We start from the raw sequence: 18,737 nt of genomic DNA, 5'->3' as shown, positions 1-18,737 counted from the left end.
CATGAGCGATACACGCATTGCCTTTATCGGTGCCGGCAACATGGCGGCCAGCCTGATCGGCGGCCTGCGGGCCAAGGGTCTGGAAGCGGGACGGATCCGCGCCAGCGATCCGGGCGAAGAGACCCGCGCCCGGGTCAGCGCCGAACACGGCATCGACACCTTCGCCGACAACGCCCAGGCCATCGACGGCGCCGACGTGGTGGTGCTGGCGGTCAAGCCCCAGGCCATGAAGGCCGTGTGCGAAGCGATCCGCCCGAGCCTCAAGCCGAACCAGCTGGTGGTGTCCATCGCCGCCGGCATCACCTGCGCCAGCATGACCGCCTGGCTCGGCGAGCAGCCGATCGTGCGCTGCATGCCCAACACCCCGGCGCTGCTGCGCCAGGGCGTGAGCGGCCTGTACGCCACCGCCGCCGTCAGCGCCGCGCAGCGCCAGCAGGCCGAAGAACTGCTGTCCGCCGTGGGCATCGCCCTGTGGCTGGAGCAGGAGCAGCAACTGGACGCCGTGACCGCCGTGTCGGGCTCGGGCCCGGCCTATTTCTTCCTGCTGATCGAAGCCATGACCGCCGCCGGCGTCAAGCTCGGCCTGCCGAAGGAAACCGCCGAGCGCCTGACCCTGCAGACCGCCCTGGGCGCCGCGCACATGGCCGTGTCCAGCGACGTCGACGCCGCCGAACTGCGCCGCCGCGTGACCTCGCCGGCCGGCACCACGGAAGCCGCCATCAAATCGTTCCAGGCCGACGGCTTCGAAGCCCTGGTGGAAAAGGCCCTCGGCGCCGCCGCGCACCGTTCGGCCGAAATGGCCGAGCAACTGGGCCGCTGATCAGCACTTCATAAGGAATCAACAATGCTTGGACTCAACGACGCTGCCATTTTCGTGATCCAGACCCTGGGCAGCCTGTATCTGCTGGTCGTCCTGATGCGCTTCATCCTGCAACTGGTGCGGGCGAACTTCTACAACCCGCTCTGCCAGTTCGTGGTCAAGGCCACCCAACCGCTGCTCAAGCCGCTGCGCCGGTTCATCCCGAGCCTGTTCGGCCTGGACATGTCGTCGCTGGTGCTGGCCCTCGTGGTGCAGATGCTGCTGTTCGCCGTGATCCTGCTGCTCAGCGGCTACAAGGTCGATGTGCTGTTCCTGGTGCCGTGGGCGCTGATCGGCATCTTCGCGCTGTTCCTGAAGATCCTGTTCTGGGCCATGATCATCAGCGTGGTGCTGTCCTGGGTCGCGCCGGGCAGCCACAACCCCGGCGCCGAGCTGGTGCAGCAGATCACGGAACCGGTGCTCGCGCCGTTCCGCCGCCTGGTGCCGAACCTGGGCGGCCTGGACATCTCGCCGATCTTCGCCTTCATCGTCCTGCAACTGCTGCAGAGCTGGCTGATCCCGCGCCTGGCCTACTACGCCCTGATGCCGCGGGAACTGTTCGGCCTGATCTGATGGCCTGGTTCCGCTGGGACGGCGACGACCTGATCCTGGAGTGCCACCTGCAACCTGCAGCCCGCAGCGATGATTTCGCCGGGCTGCACGGCGACCGCCTGAAGATCCGCCTGACCGCGCCGCCGGTCGAAGGCAAGGCCAATGCCTATCTGATGGGATTCCTGGCCAAGGCGTTCGGGGTCTCCAAGAGCCAGGTCAGCCTGGTCGCCGGCGAGCTGAACCGGCAGAAGCGGGTGCGGGTGTGCTCGCCCAAGACATTGCCCGACTTGCCGGGGCTGGTGCGTCCGGCCTGACCCACCGCCCCGACAGCATCAGACCGAGATTCCTGTGGGAGCCCGCCTGTTGGCGATGGCGTCTGCGAAGGCGCCATCGCCAACAGGCTGGCTCCCACCGTTTGAGCGGCACCACAATTGCGACGCAGGGTTTCACAACGCCCACCCAACGGGTGAAATCAGGCCCGACGGTTGCTTGCCGCTGACCCCACCGGTCTTTAGACTTACGCCTCATTTCAACGAGAGCAGGGTCGATGCCAGCTGCCTTTCCCCCCGATTCTGTTGGTCTGGTGACGCCGCAAACGGCGCACTTCAGCGAACCGCTGGCCCTGGCCTGCGGCCGTTCGCTGGCCGCCTACGACCTGATCTACGAAACCTACGGCACGCTGAACGCCCAAGCGAGCAACGCCGTGCTGATCTGCCACGCACTGTCCGGCCACCATCACGCCGCCGGCTACCACAGCCCCGACGACCGCAAGCCCGGTTGGTGGGACAGCTGCATCGGGCCCGGCAAGCCGGTCGACACCAACAAATTCTTCGTGGTCAGCCTGAACAACCTCGGCGGCTGCAACGGCTCCACCGGCCCGAGCAGCGTCAACCCGGACACCGGCAAGCCGTTCGGCGCCGAGTTCCCGGTGCTCACCGTCGAAGACTGGGTGCACAGCCAGGCGCGCCTGGCCGACCGCCTCGGCATCACCCAGTGGGCGGCGGTGATCGGCGGCAGCCTCGGCGGCATGCAGGCGCTGCAATGGACCATCACCTACCCGGACCGCGTGCGCCACTGCCTGGCCATCGCCTCGGCGCCCAAGCTGTCGGCGCAGAACATCGCCTTCAATGAAGTGGCGCGCCAGGCGATCCTCACCGACCCGGAGTTCCACGGCGGCTCGTTCCAGGAACACGGCGTGATCCCCAAGCGCGGCCTGATGCTGGCGCGGATGGTCGGGCACATCACGTACCTGTCCGACGACTCCATGGGCGAGAAATTCGGCCGGGGCCTCAAGAGCGAGAAGCTCAACTACGACTTCCACAGCGTCGAATTCCAGGTCGAAAGCTACCTGCGCTATCAGGGCGAAGAGTTCTCCGGCCGCTTCGACGCCAACACCTACCTGTTGATGACCAAGGCGCTGGATTACTTCGATCCGGCGGCGAACTTCGACGATAACCTGGCGAAAACCTTCGAAGGCGCGAAGGCTAAGTTCTGCGTGATGTCGTTCACCACCGACTGGCGCTTCTCCCCGGCCCGCTCGCGGGAACTGGTGGACGCGCTGATGGCGGCGCGCAAGGACGTCAGCTACCTGGAGATCGACGCGCCCCAGGGCCACGACGCCTTCCTGATTCCGATCCCGCGCTATCTGCAGGCGTTCGGCAACTACATGAACCGCATCACGCTTTGAGGAAGACATGAGAGCCGATCTGGAAATCATCCAGGAATGGATCCCCGCCGGCAGCCGCGTGCTCGACCTCGGCTGCGGCGACGGCGAACTGCTGACCTGGCTGCGCGACCACAAGCAGGTCACCGGCTACGGTCTGGAAAACGACCCGGACAACATTGCCGAGTGCGTGGCCAAGGGCATCAACGTCATCGAGCAGGACCTGGACAAGGGCCTGGGCAACTTCGCCAGCAACAGCTTCGACATCGTGGTGATGACCCAGGCCCTGCAGGCGGTGCACTACCCGGACAAGATCCTCGACGAAATGCTGCGGGTCGGCCGCCAGTGCATCATCACCTTCCCCAACTTCGGCCACTGGCGCTGCCGCTGGTACCTGGCGAGCAAGGGGCGGATGCCGGTGTCGGAGTTCCTGCCGTACACCTGGTACAACACGCCGAACATCCACTTCTGCACCTTCGAGGACTTTGAGGAACTTTGCCGCGAACGTGAGGCGAAGGTCATTGATCGGCTTGCCGTGGATCAACAGCACCGCCACGGGTGGGCCAGTAAGCTATGGCCTAATCTGTTAGGTGAGATCGGCATCTACCGCGTCAGCAGCCCGGCGCTGCAGGATCACAGAATCGCGGTCTGAACCACGACATTGCGAGGAGAACGAACATGGGACGCCTGATTACCACGCTGTTGGCCGCCTGCCTGAGCCTCTCGGCCATGGCTGCCGACGTCATCAAGAGCGAACGCCAGGAAACCTTCGGCGACGTGACGGTGCACTACAACACCTTCAACTCGACGTTCCTGCAACCGGACATCGCCAAAGCTGCCGAGCTGATCCGCAGCAAGTATCAAGGCGTGATCAATGTCTCGGTAATCAAGGACGGCAAACCGCTGATCGCCCATGTCACCGGCACCGTCAAGGATCTGACCAGCCAGAGCGTGCCGCTGACCTTCCGCCAGATCACCGAACAGGGCGCGATCTACTACATTGCCCAATACCCGGTGGAACAACAGGAAACCCGCACCTTCGAGATCAAGGTGCAGACCGACGACAAGATCAACACCATCAATTTCAACCAAGAGCTTTTCCCTGGCCAATGATCAATCTCAAGCAACTCGTACTGGCCAGCCATAACGCCGGCAAACTCAAGGAACTCCAGGCCATGCTCGGCGAATCGGTGCAACTGCGCTCGATCGGCGAGTTCAGCAGCGTGGAGCCGGAAGAGACCGGCCTGTCGTTCGTCGAGAACGCGATCCTCAAGGCCCGTAATGCCGCGCGCATCTCCGGGCTGCCGGCGCTGGCCGACGATTCGGGTCTGGCGGTGGATTTCCTCGGTGGTGCGCCGGGCATCTACTCGGCGCGCTACGCCGACGGCAAGGGCGACGCGGCGAACAACGCCAAACTGCTCGACGCCTTGAAGGATGTGCCTGAAGCCGAGCGCGGCGCACAGTTCGTCTGCGTGCTGGCGCTGGTGCGTCACGCCGACGATCCGCTGCCGATCCTCTGCGAAGGCCTGTGGCAAGGGCGCATCCTGACCGCCGCCAGCGGTGAACACGGTTTCGGCTACGACCCGCTGTTCTGGGTGCCGGAGCGTAACGTGTCCAGCGCCGAACTGAGCCCGAGCGACAAGAACCAGATCAGCCACCGCGCCCGTGCAATGGATCTGCTGCGCCAGCGTCTGGGCTTGAAATGACCCGTGATTCTTCTGCGTCGCCACTGATCGTCGGTGGCGCCGCCTCTTCGCCTCGGGCGCCGTTGCCGACGCTGCCGCCCCTGGCGCTGTACATCCACATCCCGTGGTGTGTGCGCAAATGCCCGTATTGCGACTTCAACTCCCACACCGCCAGCCCGGTGCTGCCGGAACAGGAATACGTCGACGCGTTGCTTGCCGACCTGGATCAGGATCTGCACGCGGTGTACGGCCGTGAGTTGAGTTCGATCTTCTTTGGCGGCGGTACGCCGAGCCTGTTCAGTGCCGAAGCACTGGGCCGCTTGCTCGAAGGCGTCAAACAACGCATCCCGTTTGCCGAGGACATCGAAATCACCCTGGAAGCCAACCCCGGGACTTTCGAGCAAGAGAAGTTCGTCGCCTACCGCAAACTGGGGATCAATCGCCTGTCGATCGGTATCCAGAGCTTCCAGCAGGAAAAGCTCAAGGCCCTTGGCCGTATCCACAACGGTGACGAAGCGGTGCGTGCCGCCGGCATGGCGCGCCAGGCCGGGTTCGATAACTTCAACCTCGACCTGATGCACGGCTTGCCGGACCAGTCACTGGACGATGCCCTGAGCGATCTGCGCCAGGCCATCGAGCTGAAACCGACGCACATTTCCTGGTATCAGCTGACGCTGGAGCCGAACACGGTGTTCTGGAACCAGCCGCCGGTGCTGCCGGAAGACGACACCCTGTGGGACATCCAGGAAGCCGGGCAGGCGCTGCTGGCCGAGCATGGCTACGCGCAGTACGAAGTCTCGGCCTACGCCCAGCCCGGCCGGGCGGCGCGGCACAACCTCAACTACTGGAGCTTCGGCGACTTCATCGGCATCGGCGCCGGCGCCCACGGCAAGCTCAGCCATCCGGACGGGCGCATCGTGCGTACCTGGAAAACCCGCCTGCCGAAGGACTACCTCAACCCGGCCAAAAGCTTTCAGGCCGGCGAGAAGGCCCTGACCGACGACGAAATGCCGTTCGAATTCCTGATGAACGCCCTGCGCCTGACCGCCGGCGTCGAATCGCGCCTGTACCCGGAACGCACCGGCCTGCCGCTGGAGACGCTGGCCGAAGGCCGCCGCGAAGCCGAACGAAGCGGCCTGCTGCAGGTCGAACCGTCACGTCTGGCGGCCACCGAGCGCGGACAACTCTTTCTCAACGACTTGCTGCAGACATTTCTGAGCTGATTTCAGCCCTAAGGAAACCCGCATGGATCTGATACTCGACCTGCTCGCCACCGTCTCCCGGTGGAGCCGCAGCAACCTTTCGGAAATCGCCCTGGCGCTGGTGGGTTGCCTGCTGGTGCTGTTCGGCGCCGACTTCAAGGGCTGGGTCGAGCAACGCCTGGGCAGCATCGCCGGCGCCTTGCGCGTCCCGCTGATGGCCCTGCTGTGCATGATCGGCAGCGGCGCGGCGCTGATCTACGCCACGCCGTGGGTCGTGAAGGGGCTGAGCCAGTTCAACAACTACAGCCTGGCGCCGGTGTTGCTGGTGGTGCTCGTATTGATCGGCGTGGTCGCGGATCGCCGCTGACTTTGAGTACGCCATGAAAACTTGTGGGAGCGGGCTTGCCAGCGATGGGGGCGCAACAGTCGACGATGATGTTGAATGTTATGCCGTCATCGCTGGCAAGCCAGCTCCCACAGGTTTATCTACAGCCTGAATCAGGACTGCTTTTCGAACTTCAGGTCCCACACGCCATGCCCAAGACGTTCGCCGCGGCGTTCGAACTTGGTGATCGGACGTTCGGCCGGGCGTGGCACGCACTTGCCGTCTTCGGCGAGGTTGCGGTAGCCCGGGGCGACATTCATCACTTCCAGCATGTATTCGGCATACGGCTCCCAGTCGGTGGCCATGTGCAGAATGCCGCCGACCTTCAGCTTGCTGCGCACCAGCTCAGCGAAGGACGCCTGAACGATGCGGCGCTTGTGGTGACGGCTCTTGTGCCACGGATCCGGGAAGAACAGCATCAGGCGATCGAGGCTGTTGTCGGCCACGCAGCGGTTGAGCACTTCGATCGCATCGCAGTCGTAGACGCGGACGTTGCTCAGGCCTTGGGTCAGCACGCCGTTGAGCAACGCGCCGACACCCGGACGGTGAACCTCCACGCCGATGAAGTCCTGCTCCGGCGCCGCCGCCGCCATTTCCAGCAGCGAGTGGCCCATGCCGAAGCCGATCTCCAGCGAGCGCGGCGCCGAGCGGCCGAACACCTGATCGTAATCCACCGGCGCGTCGGCCAGCGGCAGCACGAACTTCGGCGCGCCCTGCTCCAGGCCGCGCTGCTGGCCTTCGGTCATGCGCCCGGCGCGCATCACGAAACTCTTGATGCGGCGGTGTTGGCGCTCGTCGCCTTCTTCCGTCTGGATTGGCGTGTCGTTCGATTCAGTCATCAATGGCTCTTACTTGATCAGACCATCCAGCGGCGAAGAGGCGCTGGCATAGAGTTTTTTCGGCATGCGGCCGGCGAGGTAGGCCAGGCGGCCCGCGACGATCGCGTGTTTCATGGCTTCGGCCATCATGACCGGCTGCTGGGCGTGGGCGATGGCCGAGTTCATCAGCACGGCGTCGCAGCCCAGTTCCATGGCGATGGCGGCGTCGGAAGCGGTGCCGACACCGGCATCCACCAGCACCGGGATGTTCGCCTCTTCCAGGATGATCTGCAGGTTGTACGGGTTGCAGATCCCCAGGCCCGAGCCGATCAGGCCGGCCAGCGGCATGACCGCGATGCAGCCGGTTTCCGCCAGCTGGCGGGCGACGATCGGGTCGTCGCTGGTGTAGACCATCACGTCGAAGCCTTCCTTGACCAGCGTTTCGGCGGCCTTGAGGGTTTCGATCACGTTGGGGAACAGGGTCTTCTGGTCCGCCAGCACTTCCAGTTTCACCAGGTTGTGGCCGTCGAGCAGCTCACGGGCCAGGCGGCAGGTGCGCACAGCCTCGACCGCGTCGTAGCAGCCGGCGGTGTTCGGCAGGAAGGTGTAGCGGTCCGGCGACAGCACGTCGAGCAGGTTCGGTTCGCCCTCGATCTGGCCGAGGTTGGTGCGACGCACGGCGAAGGTGACGATCTCGGCGCCCGAGGCCTCGATGGCCAGACGGGTCTCTTCCATGTCACGGTACTTGCCGGTGCCGACCAGCAAACGCGACTGGTAGGTACGACCGGCCAGAACGAAAGGCTTGTCGCTGCGAACGATGCTCATGGGAAATCCTCTTCAAAGGTGAGGGTCTTGCAGGATGGCCGGGCCACGGGGCCGGCGGGACTAGCCGCCGCCGATGGCGTGCACCACTTCGACATTGTCGCCGTCGTTGAGCGTGGTCTCGGCATGCTGGCTGCGCGGGACGATATCCAGATTGAGCTCGACCGCCACCCGGCGTCCGGTCAGTTCCAGACGGGTCAGCAGGGCCGCAACGGTCTCACCGTCGGGCAGTTCATAGGATTCGCCGTTCAACTGAATGCGCATGCGCGATGCCGCCATCATTTTTAGGGGCTGGCATTCTAGCCCGATCATGACCTAAAGGTCAGCACCAAGCGTCAAGCGGTCAGCGGCAAACGCCAGGCGGCCAGCCCCAGGCACACCCAGCCGACCAGGAAGGCCAGGCCGCCGAACGGGGTAATAATGCCGAGCTTGCCGATGCCGACGGTGGTCAACAGGTACAGGCTGCCGGAGAACAGCAGGATGCCGATGCTGAACGAGACACCGGCCCAGGCGACCAGACGCCCCGGCACCTGGGTGGCCAGCAGCGCCACGCCGAACAGCGCCAAGGCGTGAACCAGTTGATAGGTGACGCCGGTGTGGAAGATCGCCAGGTACTCGGGGGTCAGGCGGCTTTTCAGGCCGTGGGCGGCGAACGCGCCCAGGCCGACACCGGTGAAGCCGAAAAAAGCGGCCAGCATCAGAAAGCTACGCAGCATGAAGAACTCCAGTCAGACTCGGTCGGCAGGGTCTGTATAATGGCCCGCTCATCCGGTTCGGCCAAGCCATCTCTATGCTGCGTTCATTTTTCCGTCGCCTGTCGAAGGCGCTGCTCTGGTTCGCGGGCGGCAGTGTCTTGCTGGTCGTGCTGTTCCGCTTCGTGCCGCCGCCGGGCACGGCGCTGATGGTCGAACGCAAGGTCGAGTCCTGGGTCGACGGCGAGCCCATCGACCTGCAGCGCACCTGGAAACCGTGGGACGAGATCTCCGACGACCTCAAGGTGGCGGTGATCGCCGGGGAAGACCAGAAATTCCCCGAGCACTGGGGCTTCGACATCAGCGCGATCCGCGCGGCGCTGGCCCACAACGAACTGGGCGGCTCGATCCGCGGCGCCAGCACGCTGAGCCAGCAGGTCTCGAAGAACCTGTTCCTGTGGTCGGGCCGCAGCTACCTGCGCAAAGGGCTGGAGGCCTGGTTCACCGCGCTGATCGAAGTGCTCTGGCCCAAGCAGCGGATCCTTGAGGTGTACCTGAACAGTGCGGAGTGGGGCGACGGCGTGTTCGGCGCAGAAGCGGCGGCACGGCATCACTTCGGCACCGGCGCCCGCTCGCTGTCGCGCCAGCAGTCCAGCCTGCTCGCCGCCGTGCTGCCCAACCCGCGGGCCTGGAGCGCCAGCCGCCCGAGCCCGTACGTCCTGCGCCGGGCGAGCTGGATCCGCCAGCAGATGAACCAGTTGGGCGGGGACAGCTATCTGCTGGGCCTGAACGATTCGCGCCGGGCGCCCTGGACTCAGTAAGGCCGACATCGCCAGCAGGCTGGCGATGGCGTCAGCCCAATCACCGCAGGGCTTCACTGGACAGGGCCACAAACGAAAACGCCCCGATCATCGCTGATCGGGGCGTTTTCTTATGCCGGGCGGCCGGTCATGCGGCAATCGACGACTTGAGCTTGTTCATCGCGCTTTTCTCGAGCTGACGGATACGCTCGGCCGACACGTTGTACTTCTGCGCCAGGTCGTGCAGCGTGGCCTTCTCTTCCGCCAGCCAGCGCTGGTAGAGGATGTCACGGCTGCGTTCGTCCAGCACTTCCAGCGCTTCGTGCAGGTTGTGGTTGGAGTTGTCGCTCCAGTCGGCGTCTTCCAGTTGACGGGCCGGGTCGTACCGGTGGTCTTCCAGATAGTTGGCCGGCGACTGGAAAGCGCTGTCGTCGTCCGCTTCCGCGGCCGGGTCGAAGGCCATGTCGTGGCCGGTCAGACGGCTTTCCATCTCACGCACTTCCCGCGGCTCGACGCCGAGGCTTTCCGCCACACGGTGGACTTCCTCGTTGTTCAGCCAGGCCAGACGCTTCTTCTGGCTGCGCAGGTTGAAGAACAGCTTGCGCTGGGCCTTGGTGGTCGCGACCTTCACGATCCGCCAGTTGCGCAGGATGAACTCGTGGATCTCGGCCTTGATCCAGTGCACCGCGAAGGACACCAGACGAACGCCCATTTCCGGGTTGAAACGCTTCACGGCCTTCATCAGGCCGACGTTGCCTTCCTGGATCAGGTCGGCCTGAGCCAGACCGTAGCCGGAATAGCTGCGGGCAATGTGTACGACAAACCGCAGGTGGGCGAGCACCATCTGCCGAGCCGCCTCAAGATCCTGCTCATAGTAGAGACTCTCGGCCAGTTCACGCTCCCGCTCCGGCGACAGCAACGGAATGCTGTTGACGGTGTGCACATAGGCTTCCAGGTTCGCACCCGGAACCAACGCGTACGCAGGCTGCAAAGAATTGGTCATGCGAAAAAACCTCCCACTTACATACTCGTGCCATTGGCACTGCGAAAATTGACCGGGAACCGCTGAACAAGTTCCCCTTGAAACCGTGAGGTCAATCACGCGCAAAAAGATTCTACTTCGGCGCCAGCTCCCTGAGATGACGTGCGACTGCAATCCATGCACCGATATAACCCAACAGCACCGCGCCAAGCAAGAGCGACAGACCGTCGGCCACCGGCACGCCGGCCAGCGCGAAATCGCTGCCGTACAGGCCGGCCAGCCCGACCACCGCGTCGTTCAGCCAGTCCAGGCCGAACGCCAGGACACCCCAGGACAGAATCCCCGCACCGAAGCCGTACAACGCCCCCATATAAAGGAAGGGACGCCGCACATAGCTGTCGGTGCCGCCGACGAGTTTAATCACTTCTATCTCTGTGCGGCGGTTTTCGATATGAAGACGAATGGTATTGCCTATCACCAAAAGTAATGCGGAAACCAGCAGCACCGTCAGCCCGAACACGAAACGGTCGCCCAGCTTGAGGATGGCGGCCAGACGCTCGACCCAGACTAGATCAAGTTGCGCCTGCTGTACCTTGGGCAATTCGGAAAGTGTTTGTCTCAATGCTTCCAGGTTTGCCTTGTCGACTTCCTTCGGCGTCACCAGCACCACGCCGGGCAGCGGGTTTTCCGGCAGCTCGCGCAGGGCCTCGCCCAGGCCGGACTGCTGCTGGAACTCTTCCAGCGCCTGGTCGCGGCCGACGTACTCGGCCTCGGCGACGCCCGGCATGCCTTTGATCCGGTCACGCAGCGACTCGCCCTGCTCCGGGCTGGCGTCGAGTTGCAGGTACAGCGAAATCTGCGCCGCCCGCTGCCACGAGCCACCCAGGCGTTCGATGTTGTTCAGCAGAAGCGACAGGCCCATCGGCAGGCTCAGCGCCACCGCCATCACCATGCAGGTGAAGAAGCTGCCGATCGGCTGCTTGCCGAGGCGGCGCAGGCTGTCGACCCAGCTGGCCCGGTGGCTTTCGAGCCAAGCGCGGAACAGCGTGGCGAAATCCGGGCCGTCATCGTCATGGCTGGCCTTTTTCTTCGGCGGCTGCGGATCGGCGGCCTTGGGGGCCACCCGTTCGGAAACCTTCGGACTGCGAGTCGCGCTCATACGCCGGCCTCCCCGTCGCCGATCAATCGGCCGCGCTGCAAGGTGAGCATGCGGTGACGCATGCGGGCGATCAGGGCCAGGTCGTGGCTGGCGATCAGCACGCTGGTGCCCAGACGGTTGATGTCTTCGAACACGCCCATGATCTCGGCCGCCAGGCGCGGATCGAGGTTACCGGTGGGTTCGTCCGCCAGCAGCAGGGCCGGACGGTGAACGATGGCGCGGGCGATGCCCACGCGCTGTTGCTGACCGGTGGAGAGGTCGCCCGGGTACAGGTCGGCCTTGTCCGACAGCGCCACGCGCTCCAGCGCCGAGTCGACGCGCTTGGCGGTCTCGGCCTTGGACAGCCCGAGAATCTGCAGCGGCAGCGCGACGTTGTTGAACACCGTGCGGTCGAACAGCAGCTGGTGGTTCTGGAAGACCACGCCGATCTGCCGGCGCAGGAACGGGATCTGCGCGTTGCTGATGGTGCTCAGGTCTTGCCCGGCCAACAGCAGCTTGCCGCTGGTGGGACGCTCCATCGCCAGCAGCAGGCGCAGCAAGGTGGATTTGCCGGCGCCGGAATGGCCGGTGACAAACAGGAATTCGCCACGGCGGACACGGAAGCTCAGCTCATGCAGGCCGACGTGACCGTTCGGGTAGCGCTTGCCGACCTGTTCGAATCGAATCATGAACGCTCCCGCTCGGCAAACAAGGCCTGGACAAAGGGTTCGGCTTCAAAGGTGCGCAGGTCGTCGATGCCCTCACCGACGCCGATGTAGCGGATCGGCAGGCCGAACTGCTTGGCCAGGGCAAAGATCACCCCGCCCTTGGCGGTGCCGTCGAGCTTGGTCAGGGCCAGGCCGGTCAATGCGACGGTCTGGTTGAACTGCTTGGCCTGGTTGATGGCGTTCTGGCCGGTGCCGGCGTCGAGCACCAGCAGCACTTCGTGCGGCGCGTCGGCGTCGAGCTTGCCGATCACCCGGCGAACCTTCTTCAGCTCTTCCATCAGGTTGTCTTTGGTGTGCAGGCGACCGGCCGTGTCGGCGATCAGCACGTCGATGCCCCGGGCCTTGGCGGCCTGCACGGCGTCGAAGATCACCGAGGCCGAGTCGGCGCCGGTGTGCTGGGCGATCACCGGGATCCGGTTGCGCTCGCCCCAGACCTGCAGCTGCTCCACCGCTGCGGCACGGAAGGTGTCGCCGGCGGCCAGCATGACCTTCTTGCCTTCCAGCTGCAGCTTCTTGGCCAGCTTGCCGATGGTGGTGGTCTTGCCGGCGCCGTTCACGCCGACCACGAGGATCACGTACGGTTTGGCCTGCGAGGCGATCTTCAGCGGCTGCTCGACCGGTTTGAGCATCGCGGCCAGTTCGGCCTGCAGGGATTTGTACAACGCGTCGGCGTCGGCCAGCTCCTTGCGGGCGACCTTCTGGGTCAGGCGCTGAATGATCACCGAGGTGGCCTCGACGCCGACGTCGGCGGTCAGCAGGCGGGTCTCGATCTCGTCGAGCAGGTCGTCATCGATGGCTTTCTTGCCGAGGAACAGGCTGGCCATGCCCTCGCCGATGCTGGCGCTGGTCTTGGACAGGCCTTGCTTGAGGCGGGCGAAGAAACCGGCCTTGGCTTCTTCGGTGCGCGGCGGTTCGGCCGGCGCTTCGACGGCCGCGACAGCGACCGGCGCCACGGCAACCGGTGCAGGTGCAGGTGCAGGTGCAGGTGCAGGTGCAGGTGCAGGTGCAGGTGCAGGTGCAGGTGCAGGTGCAGGTGCAGGCTCGGGCGTTTCGACGGCCGGCGCAACCGGCGCGGCTACGTGAGGCGCTACGGGAGGGGCTACGTAAGGGGTTGCGGGAGGAACGACGGGAGCGGCCGGCTCGGCCACCACCGGCACCTCAGGAACGACCGGCTCTGGGGCGAAAGCGGCAGGCGCCGCTGGGATCGGCGGCGTCACGTGGGCCACGGTCTCTTCGACCAGCGCCACCGGCTCTTCCGCCACGGGCAGGGTCAGCCAGGGCTCTTTGGCCGGGGCCAACGGCAGCTCAGGGGCAGCAGCAGGTTCAGGCGCGGCTTGGGCCGACGGCTGCGGCACTGGCTGCGATAGGGGCTCGGCGACCGGCGGGACAACCGGCGTCTCTGGCGCTACGGGCGCCGGGGCCGGCTCAGGCGCGGCCGCCGGCTGTTCGGCCGCCGGCTTCTTGCGCAGCCATCCGAACAGGCTTTTCTTCTCGCCAGCGGCAGCTGGGTTCTTCTTGTCGTCGTTGGAACCAAACATGGAGGACGGCTATCTCACGGTAGCGACGCGCCATCAGGCGCCCCGGCAATTGAATATTCGATGCAGAACAGACTGTGTTTGATCCAGCTTGTTCACGCGCAACCTGTTGTCGAGGCGCCCGCGGCACCTCAAAAGAATCGTCTTAACGAAGGACTAAACCGGCAAAATCGGCGAAAAGGCAAAGTTTAGCTGAGAAACCAAAGCCTTTTGCCGCGAACCCATACAGCCCGAACAAGTCTGCGGACCCGATAGGCGTGGCCGCCGGTAAAACGGATCAGTATCCTAGCACCTCCTCGCCCGCCTAGGCTAAGGCCAAGCGGGCAGCACAACAGGTTTGAAAATCAATGAACGCTCTCGCCCGCCGCGCCGCCGGCCTGCTGCTCGGCACCGTCTGCCTGCCCTTGTCGGCCCTGGCGGCCGACCCGCAACCGACCCATGAATTCACCCTCGACAACGGCCTGAAGGTCGTCGTGCGCGAAGACCACCGCGCCCCCGTGGTGGTGTCGCAGGTCTGGTACAAGGTCGGCTCCAGCTACGAGACCCCGGGCCAGACCGGCCTGTCCCACGCCCTCGAACACATGATGTTCAAGGGCAGCGAGAAAATCGGCCCCGGCGAAGCCTCGCTGATCCTGCGCGACCTGGGTGCCGAAGAGAACGCCTTCACCAGCGACGACTTCACCGCGTACTACCAGGTGCTGGCCCGCGACCGCCTGGGCGTGGCCTTCGAGCTGGAAGCCGACCGCATGGCCAGCCTGCGCCTGCCGCCGGAGGAGTTCGCCAAGGAGATCGAGGTCATCAAGGAGGAGCGCCGCCTGCGCACCGACGACAAGCCGATGTCCAAGGCCTTCGAACGCTTCAAGGCCATGGCCTACCCGGCCAGCGGCTACCACACGCCGACCATCGGCTGGATGGCCGACCTCGACCGGATGACGGTCCAGGAGCTGCGCCACTGGTACGAATCCTGGTACGTGCCGAACAACGCCACCCTGGTGGTGGTCGGCGACGTCACCCCGGACGAGGTGAAGACCCTCGCCCAGCGCTACTTCGGGCCGATCCCCAAGCGCGATGTGCCGCCGGCGAAGAAGCCGCTGGAGCTGGCCGAACCCGGCGAACGCCAGATCACCCTGCATGTGCAGACGCAACTGCCCAGCCTGATGCTCGCCTTCAACGTACCGAGCCTGTCCACCGCCGACGACAAGCGCTCGGTCAACGCCCTGCGCCTGATCTCGGCCCTGCTCGACGGCGGCTACAGCGGGCGCATCCCGACCCAGCTGGAGCGCGGCGAGGAGCTGGTGTCCGGCGGCGCGTCGAGCTACGACGCCTACACCCGCGGCGACAGCCTGTTCACCCTGTCCGCTACGCCCAACACCCAGAAGAAAAAGACCATGGCCCAGGCCGAGGCCGGCCTGTGGAAACTGCTGGAACAGTTGAAGACCACCGCGCCGTCCGCCGAAGAACTGGAGCGGGTGCGCGCCCAAGTGATCGCCGGCCTGGTGTTCGAGCGCGACTCGATCACCAGCCAAGCCAGCGCCATCGGCCAGCTGGAGACCGTCGGCCTGTCGTGGAAACTGATGGACACCGAACTCGCCGACCTGGAAAGCGTCACCCCGCAAGACATCCAGAACGCCGCCAAACTGTATTTCACCCGCGAACGTCTCAGCGTCGCCCATGTCCTGCCCCTGGAGACGACTCATGAGTGAGCGCAAAACCTCACGCCTGATGCTCGGCCTGCTCGCCGCGGCGCTGATCGGCGCCAGCGCGCTGTACTTCGCCCCCGGCGACAAGTCCGGCGCCAGCGAAGCGCTGGACAACGCCAAGTCCAGCCAGAAACTCCAGTCGCTGGCCGAACTGGACGGCAAGGCCCCGGCCAGCCGCAAGCTCGACGTGCAGACCTGGCACACCGCCGAAGGCGCCCGGGTGCTGTTCGTCGAGGCCCGCGAGCTTCCGATGTTCGACATGCGTCTGATCTTCTCCGCCGGCAGCAGCCAGGACGGCAACGCGCCGGGCCTGGCCGTGCTGACCAACGCCATGCTCAACGAAGGCGTGGCCGGCAAGGACGTCAGCGCCATCGCCCAGGGCTTTGAAGGCCTGGGCGCGGACTTCGGCAACGGCGCCTACAAGGACATGGCCATCGCCTCGCTGCGCAGCCTGAGCGCGGCGGACAAGCGCGAGCCGGCGCTCAAGCTGTTCTGCGACGTGGTGGGCAAGCCGACCTTCCCCGCCGACTCCTTCGCCCGCATCAAGAACCAGCTGCTCGCCGGCTTCGAATACCAGAAGCAAAGCCCCGGCAAGCTCGCCAGCCTGGAACTGATGAAGCGCCTGTACGGCGATCATCCGTATGCCCACGCCAGCGACGGCGATGCCCAGAGCGTGCCGAAGATCACCCTGGCGCAGTTGCGCGACTTCCACGCCAAGGCCTACGCCGCCGGCAACGCAGTGATCGCCCTGGTGGGCGACCTGTCGCGCAGCGAGGCCGAGGCCATCGCCAACCAGGTGTCCGCCGCCCTGCCCAAGGGCCCGGCGCTGGCGAAGATCGCCCCGCCGCAGGAGCCCAAGGCCAGCGTCGGCCACATCGAGTTCCCGTCCAAGCAGACCAACCTGATGCTCGCGCAGCTGGGCATCGACCGTGACGACCCGGACTACGCGGCGCTGTCGATGGGCAACCAGATCCTGGGCGGCGGCGGTTTCGGCACCCGGCTGATGAGCGAAGTGCGCGAGAAGCGCGGCCTGACCTACGGCGTGTACTCGGCGTTCAGCCCGATGCAGGCCCGGGGCCCGTTCATGATCAACCTGCAGACCCGCGCCGAGATGAGCGAGGGCACCCTGAAACTGGTGCAGGACGTGCTGGCCAACTACCTCAAGAGCGGCCCGACCCAAAAAGAGCTCGACGACGCCAAGCGCGAACTGGCCGGCAGCTTCCCGCTGTCCACCGCCAGCAACGCCGACATCGTCGGCCAGCTCGGCGCCATGGGCTTCTACAACCTGCCGCTGAGCTACCTGGACGATTTCATGCGCCAGTCCCAGAGCCTGACGGTCGAGCAGGTCAAGGATGCGATGAACAAACACCTGAGCACGGACAAGCTGGTCATCGTCAGCGCTGGCCCGACCGTGCCGCAAAAGCCGTTACCGGCCCCATCTGACAAACCCGCCGAGCAGCCGCTCGGGGTTCCGGAGCATTAATGGCCCAGCAGAAGAAATCCCCCCAGCGCCAACACAACGGCGTGAACCAGCTGCGCATCATCGGCGGCGAATGGCGCAGCCGCAAACTGAGCTTCCCCGACGTCGAAGGCCTGCGCCCGACGCCGGACCGGGTGCGCGAGACCCTGTTCAACTGGCTCATGCCGTACGTGCCGGGGGCCAAGGTGCTCGACCCGTTCGCTGGCAGCGGCGCGCTGTTCCTTGAGGCCCTGTCCCGTGGCGCGGCCATGGGCCAGGCGCTGGACGCCAGCCATGTCGCGGTGTCCAGCCTCAAGGAGCACCTGGGCACCCTGCGCTGCACCACCGGCCAGGTGCAGACCGCCGACGCGCTGCGCTACCTGGAGACCCAGCCGGCCCGCGCGTTCGACCTGGTGTTCCTCGACCCGCCGTTCAACCAGAACCTGCTGCCGGCGGTGTGCGCCCTGCTGGAGGAACGGCAGTGGCTGGCCGCCGATGCGTGGATCTACACTGAAAGCGAAAGCGCGCCGTCGACCCTCGGCCTGCCGGGCAACTGGCGCCTGCACCGCGAACAGAAGTCCGGGCAGGTGCATTACGCGCTGTGGCAGCGCATGGCCCCGGTCGCCGGCTGACAACGCACTGAACACCCTGTGGCGAGGGTGCTTGCTCCGTCGCCACAACAGGGTTTGCCCCAACGCCGCATCGAGAATCGTCGTGTCCGCCTCACCTGAACCGTTCACCCCCGCCTTCGGCCTCGGCAATCCGCACCTGCAGACACTGTGGGGGCCGCTGTGGCGCAAGACCGTGCACCTTGACCGCCAGCGCGAACGGCTGTGGCTCGACGACGGCGACTTCCTCGACCTCGACTGGCACGGCCCCCACAGCGCCGAGGCGCCGCTGGTGCTGGTGCTGCACGGGCTGACCGGCTCGTCCAACTCGCCGTACGTCGCCGGGATCCAGGCGGCCCTCGCCGCGCAGGGCTGGGCCAGCGTCGCGCTGAACTGGCGGGGCTGCTCGGGCGAGCCGAACCTGTTGGCGCGCAGCTACCATTCCGGCGCCAGCGAAGACCTGGCCGAAGCCATCCGCCACCTGAAGGCCAAGCGGCCCTTGGCGCCTCTGTATGCGGTCGGCTACTCCTTGGGCGGCAACGTCCTGCTCAAGCACCTGGGGGAGACCGGCAGCGCCAGCGGCGTGCTCGGTGCGGTGGCGGTGTCGGTGCCGTTTCGCCTCGACCAGTGCGCCGACCGCATCGGCCAAGGCTTCTCCAAGGTCTACCAGGCGCACTTCATGCGCGAGATGGTCGCCTACATCAAGAACAAGCAGCGCCGGTTCCAGCACGACGGCCGCGAAGACGGCCTGGCGACGCTGGCGGCCTTAGGCTCGCTGGAGAACATGCGCACCTTCTGGGACTTCGACGGCCGGGTGACCGCGCCGCTGAACGGTTTCGCCGACGCCGAGGACTACTACCGCCGCGCCTCCAGCCGTTACTTCCTCGGCGAGATCCGCACCCCGACCCTGATCATCCAGGCGGCGGACGACCCCTTCGTGTTCCCCCACAGTCTGCCGCAGGCCGCCGAGCTGTCCGCCTCGACCCGTTTCGAACTGCAGGCCCGGGGCGGCCATGTCGGTTTCGTCGACGGCACGCTGCGCCAGCCCGGCTATTACCTGGAACGGCGCATCCCGCAGTGGCTGACCGCGGCCGGGCGCGGTTGACGGC

Annotated in this window: 22 protein-coding genes; 14 read left to right on the top strand and 8 right to left on the bottom strand. The window is 65.6% G+C overall.

The features are described 5' to 3' along the window. Window position 1: 1 nt before the first annotated feature. The 9 genes from proC (at window position 2) to CAG29_RS02395 (ending at window position 6,328) form a co-directional block, all read left to right on the top strand. Window positions 2-820 (top strand): pyrroline-5-carboxylate reductase, encoded by an 819-nt coding sequence (proC, locus tag CAG29_RS02435; RefSeq protein ID WP_085580850.1) that lies wholly within the window; start codon window positions 2-4, stop codon window positions 818-820. 24 nt (window positions 821-844) lie between these two features. Beyond that, the gene (locus CAG29_RS02430) at window positions 845-1,432 is read left to right on the top strand and encodes a YggT family protein (RefSeq protein WP_085630048.1); all 588 of its coding nucleotides are present in this window, start codon (window positions 845-847) and stop codon (window positions 1,430-1,432) included. Continuing rightward, complete coding sequence (locus CAG29_RS02425; protein ID WP_085580854.1) at window positions 1,432-1,725, top strand: DUF167 domain-containing protein; 294 nt, start codon at window positions 1,432-1,434, stop codon at window positions 1,723-1,725. The genes CAG29_RS02430 and CAG29_RS02425 overlap by 1 nt, the downstream gene beginning before the upstream one ends. Before the next feature lie 233 nt (window positions 1,726-1,958). Further along, window positions 1,959-3,098: a homoserine O-acetyltransferase gene (locus CAG29_RS02420; RefSeq protein ID WP_085580857.1), complete on the top strand. Its 1,140-nt coding sequence runs from the start codon at window positions 1,959-1,961 to the stop codon at window positions 3,096-3,098. Window positions 3,099-3,105: 7 nt separating this feature from the next. Continuing rightward, window positions 3,106-3,726, top strand: a complete 621-nt coding sequence (gene metW, locus CAG29_RS02415; protein ID WP_085580859.1) for a methionine biosynthesis protein MetW — start codon at window positions 3,106-3,108, stop codon at window positions 3,724-3,726. A gap of 26 nt (window positions 3,727-3,752) precedes the next feature. Next, entirely contained in the window at window positions 3,753-4,187 is a 435-nt protein-coding gene (locus CAG29_RS02410) for a DUF4426 domain-containing protein (RefSeq protein WP_085637010.1), read from the top strand. Beyond that, a complete protein-coding gene (gene rdgB, locus CAG29_RS02405) occupies window positions 4,184-4,780 on the top strand; it encodes an RdgB/HAM1 family non-canonical purine NTP pyrophosphatase (protein ID WP_085637013.1) in 597 nt (198 codons plus the stop codon). Before CAG29_RS02410 ends, rdgB begins: the two co-directional genes overlap by 4 nt. After that, complete coding sequence (gene hemW, locus CAG29_RS02400) at window positions 4,777-5,982, top strand: radical SAM family heme chaperone HemW (RefSeq protein WP_085637016.1); 1,206 nt, start codon at window positions 4,777-4,779, stop codon at window positions 5,980-5,982. The genes rdgB and hemW overlap by 4 nt, the downstream gene beginning before the upstream one ends. A gap of 22 nt (window positions 5,983-6,004) precedes the next feature. Then, entirely contained in the window at window positions 6,005-6,328 is a 324-nt protein-coding gene (locus CAG29_RS02395; RefSeq protein ID WP_011336381.1) for a DUF3392 domain-containing protein, read from the top strand. Window positions 6,329-6,459: 131 nt separating this feature from the next. Here CAG29_RS02395 and trmB read toward each other — a convergent pair whose 3' ends face one another. The 4 genes from trmB to CAG29_RS02375 form a co-directional block, all read right to left on the bottom strand. Further along, window positions 6,460-7,185, bottom strand: coding sequence for a tRNA (guanosine(46)-N7)-methyltransferase TrmB (gene trmB / locus CAG29_RS02390; protein ID WP_085580866.1), 726 nt, complete (start codon window positions 7,183-7,185; stop codon window positions 6,460-6,462). 9 nt (window positions 7,186-7,194) lie between these two features. Then, window positions 7,195-7,989, bottom strand: coding sequence for a thiazole synthase (locus CAG29_RS02385; RefSeq protein ID WP_085630052.1), 795 nt, complete (start codon window positions 7,987-7,989; stop codon window positions 7,195-7,197). A gap of 60 nt (window positions 7,990-8,049) precedes the next feature. Continuing rightward, on the bottom strand, window positions 8,050-8,250 hold the full coding sequence (gene thiS, locus CAG29_RS02380) for a sulfur carrier protein ThiS (protein WP_170929948.1): 201 nt from the start codon (window positions 8,248-8,250) through the stop codon (window positions 8,050-8,052). A gap of 71 nt (window positions 8,251-8,321) precedes the next feature. Further along, entirely contained in the window at window positions 8,322-8,702 is a 381-nt protein-coding gene (locus CAG29_RS02375; protein ID WP_085580870.1) for a DUF423 domain-containing protein, read from the bottom strand. 74 nt (window positions 8,703-8,776) lie between these two features. Here CAG29_RS02375 and mtgA point away from each other — a divergent pair, with 74 nt between their 5' ends. Further along, complete coding sequence (gene mtgA, locus CAG29_RS02370) at window positions 8,777-9,499, top strand: monofunctional biosynthetic peptidoglycan transglycosylase (protein WP_085580872.1); 723 nt, start codon at window positions 8,777-8,779, stop codon at window positions 9,497-9,499. A 127-nt stretch (window positions 9,500-9,626) separates the two neighbouring features. Here mtgA and rpoH read toward each other — a convergent pair whose 3' ends face one another. The 4 genes from rpoH to ftsY form a co-directional block, all read right to left on the bottom strand. Then, window positions 9,627-10,481, bottom strand: coding sequence for an RNA polymerase sigma factor RpoH (rpoH, locus tag CAG29_RS02365; protein ID WP_085580874.1), 855 nt, complete (start codon window positions 10,479-10,481; stop codon window positions 9,627-9,629). 112 nt (window positions 10,482-10,593) lie between these two features. Further along, window positions 10,594-11,619: a permease-like cell division protein FtsX gene (gene ftsX, locus CAG29_RS02360; protein WP_085630054.1), complete on the bottom strand. Its 1,026-nt coding sequence runs from the start codon at window positions 11,617-11,619 to the stop codon at window positions 10,594-10,596. Continuing rightward, window positions 11,616-12,287: a cell division ATP-binding protein FtsE gene (ftsE, locus tag CAG29_RS02355; protein WP_085580878.1), complete on the bottom strand. Its 672-nt coding sequence runs from the start codon at window positions 12,285-12,287 to the stop codon at window positions 11,616-11,618. The genes ftsX and ftsE overlap by 4 nt, the downstream gene beginning before the upstream one ends. Continuing rightward, window positions 12,284-13,864 carry a signal recognition particle-docking protein FtsY gene (gene ftsY / locus CAG29_RS02350; RefSeq protein ID WP_085693819.1) on the bottom strand — a complete coding sequence of 527 codons (1,581 nt, stop codon included), beginning with the start codon at window positions 13,862-13,864 and terminating at the stop codon, window positions 12,284-12,286. Before ftsY ends, ftsE begins: the two co-directional genes overlap by 4 nt. Before the next feature lie 344 nt (window positions 13,865-14,208). On the opposite strand from ftsY, the gene CAG29_RS02345 reads away from it, so the two are divergent. The 4 genes from CAG29_RS02345 (at window position 14,209) to CAG29_RS02330 (ending at window position 18,733) form a co-directional block, all read left to right on the top strand. Continuing rightward, complete coding sequence (locus CAG29_RS02345) at window positions 14,209-15,564, top strand: pitrilysin family protein (protein WP_085630058.1); 1,356 nt, start codon at window positions 14,209-14,211, stop codon at window positions 15,562-15,564. Then, window positions 15,557-17,044, top strand: coding sequence for a pitrilysin family protein (locus tag CAG29_RS02340; RefSeq protein ID WP_085693818.1), 1,488 nt, complete (start codon window positions 15,557-15,559; stop codon window positions 17,042-17,044). The genes CAG29_RS02345 and CAG29_RS02340 overlap by 8 nt, the downstream gene beginning before the upstream one ends. After that, complete coding sequence (gene rsmD / locus CAG29_RS02335; protein ID WP_085637022.1) at window positions 17,044-17,652, top strand: 16S rRNA (guanine(966)-N(2))-methyltransferase RsmD; 609 nt, start codon at window positions 17,044-17,046, stop codon at window positions 17,650-17,652. The genes CAG29_RS02340 and rsmD overlap by 1 nt, the downstream gene beginning before the upstream one ends. 82 nt (window positions 17,653-17,734) lie before the next feature. After that, window positions 17,735-18,733, top strand: coding sequence for a hydrolase (locus CAG29_RS02330; RefSeq protein WP_085580888.1), 999 nt, complete (start codon window positions 17,735-17,737; stop codon window positions 18,731-18,733). The last annotated feature ends 4 nt before the right edge of the window (window positions 18,734-18,737 follow it).

The organism is Pseudomonas sp. B7(2017) (assembly GCF_002112745.1).
In the GTDB taxonomy this organism is placed as follows: domain Bacteria; phylum Pseudomonadota; class Gammaproteobacteria; order Pseudomonadales; family Pseudomonadaceae; genus Aquipseudomonas; species Aquipseudomonas ekonensis.
This window is presented reverse-complemented; position numbering and strand designations above follow the sequence as displayed.

Coding starts and splice junctions, on each gene's coding strand:
- CAG29_RS02385 (WP_085630052.1), bottom strand. CDS start 7,989: ATGAGCATCGTTCGCAGCGACAAGCCTTTCGTTCTGGCCGGTCGTACC.
- CAG29_RS02395 (WP_011336381.1), top strand. CDS start 6,005: ATGGATCTGATACTCGACCTGCTCGCCACCGTCTCCCGGTGGAGCCGC.
- CAG29_RS02420 (WP_085580857.1), top strand. CDS start 1,959: ATGCCAGCTGCCTTTCCCCCCGATTCTGTTGGTCTGGTGACGCCGCAA.
- trmB (WP_085580866.1), bottom strand. CDS start 7,185: ATGACTGAATCGAACGACACGCCAATCCAGACGGAAGAAGGCGACGAG.
- CAG29_RS02340 (WP_085693818.1), top strand. CDS start 15,557: ATGAGTGAGCGCAAAACCTCACGCCTGATGCTCGGCCTGCTCGCCGCG.
- ftsX (WP_085630054.1), bottom strand. CDS start 11,619: ATGAGCGCGACTCGCAGTCCGAAGGTTTCCGAACGGGTGGCCCCCAAG.
- metW (WP_085580859.1), top strand. CDS start 3,106: ATGAGAGCCGATCTGGAAATCATCCAGGAATGGATCCCCGCCGGCAGC.
- CAG29_RS02410 (WP_085637010.1), top strand. CDS start 3,753: ATGGGACGCCTGATTACCACGCTGTTGGCCGCCTGCCTGAGCCTCTCG.
- CAG29_RS02425 (WP_085580854.1), top strand. CDS start 1,432: ATGGCCTGGTTCCGCTGGGACGGCGACGACCTGATCCTGGAGTGCCAC.
- rpoH (WP_085580874.1), bottom strand. CDS start 10,481: ATGACCAATTCTTTGCAGCCTGCGTACGCGTTGGTTCCGGGTGCGAAC.
- rsmD (WP_085637022.1), top strand. CDS start 17,044: ATGGCCCAGCAGAAGAAATCCCCCCAGCGCCAACACAACGGCGTGAAC.
- mtgA (WP_085580872.1), top strand. CDS start 8,777: ATGCTGCGTTCATTTTTCCGTCGCCTGTCGAAGGCGCTGCTCTGGTTC.
- ftsY (WP_085693819.1), bottom strand. CDS start 13,864: ATGTTTGGTTCCAACGACGACAAGAAGAACCCAGCTGCCGCTGGCGAG.
- CAG29_RS02375 (WP_085580870.1), bottom strand. CDS start 8,702: ATGCTGCGTAGCTTTCTGATGCTGGCCGCTTTTTTCGGCTTCACCGGT.
- ftsE (WP_085580878.1), bottom strand. CDS start 12,287: ATGATTCGATTCGAACAGGTCGGCAAGCGCTACCCGAACGGTCACGTC.
- hemW (WP_085637016.1), top strand. CDS start 4,777: ATGACCCGTGATTCTTCTGCGTCGCCACTGATCGTCGGTGGCGCCGCC.
- thiS (WP_170929948.1), bottom strand. CDS start 8,250: ATGCGCATTCAGTTGAACGGCGAATCCTATGAACTGCCCGACGGTGAG.
- CAG29_RS02430 (WP_085630048.1), top strand. CDS start 845: ATGCTTGGACTCAACGACGCTGCCATTTTCGTGATCCAGACCCTGGGC.
- proC (WP_085580850.1), top strand. CDS start 2: ATGAGCGATACACGCATTGCCTTTATCGGTGCCGGCAACATGGCGGCC.
- rdgB (WP_085637013.1), top strand. CDS start 4,184: ATGATCAATCTCAAGCAACTCGTACTGGCCAGCCATAACGCCGGCAAA.
- CAG29_RS02345 (WP_085630058.1), top strand. CDS start 14,209: ATGAACGCTCTCGCCCGCCGCGCCGCCGGCCTGCTGCTCGGCACCGTC.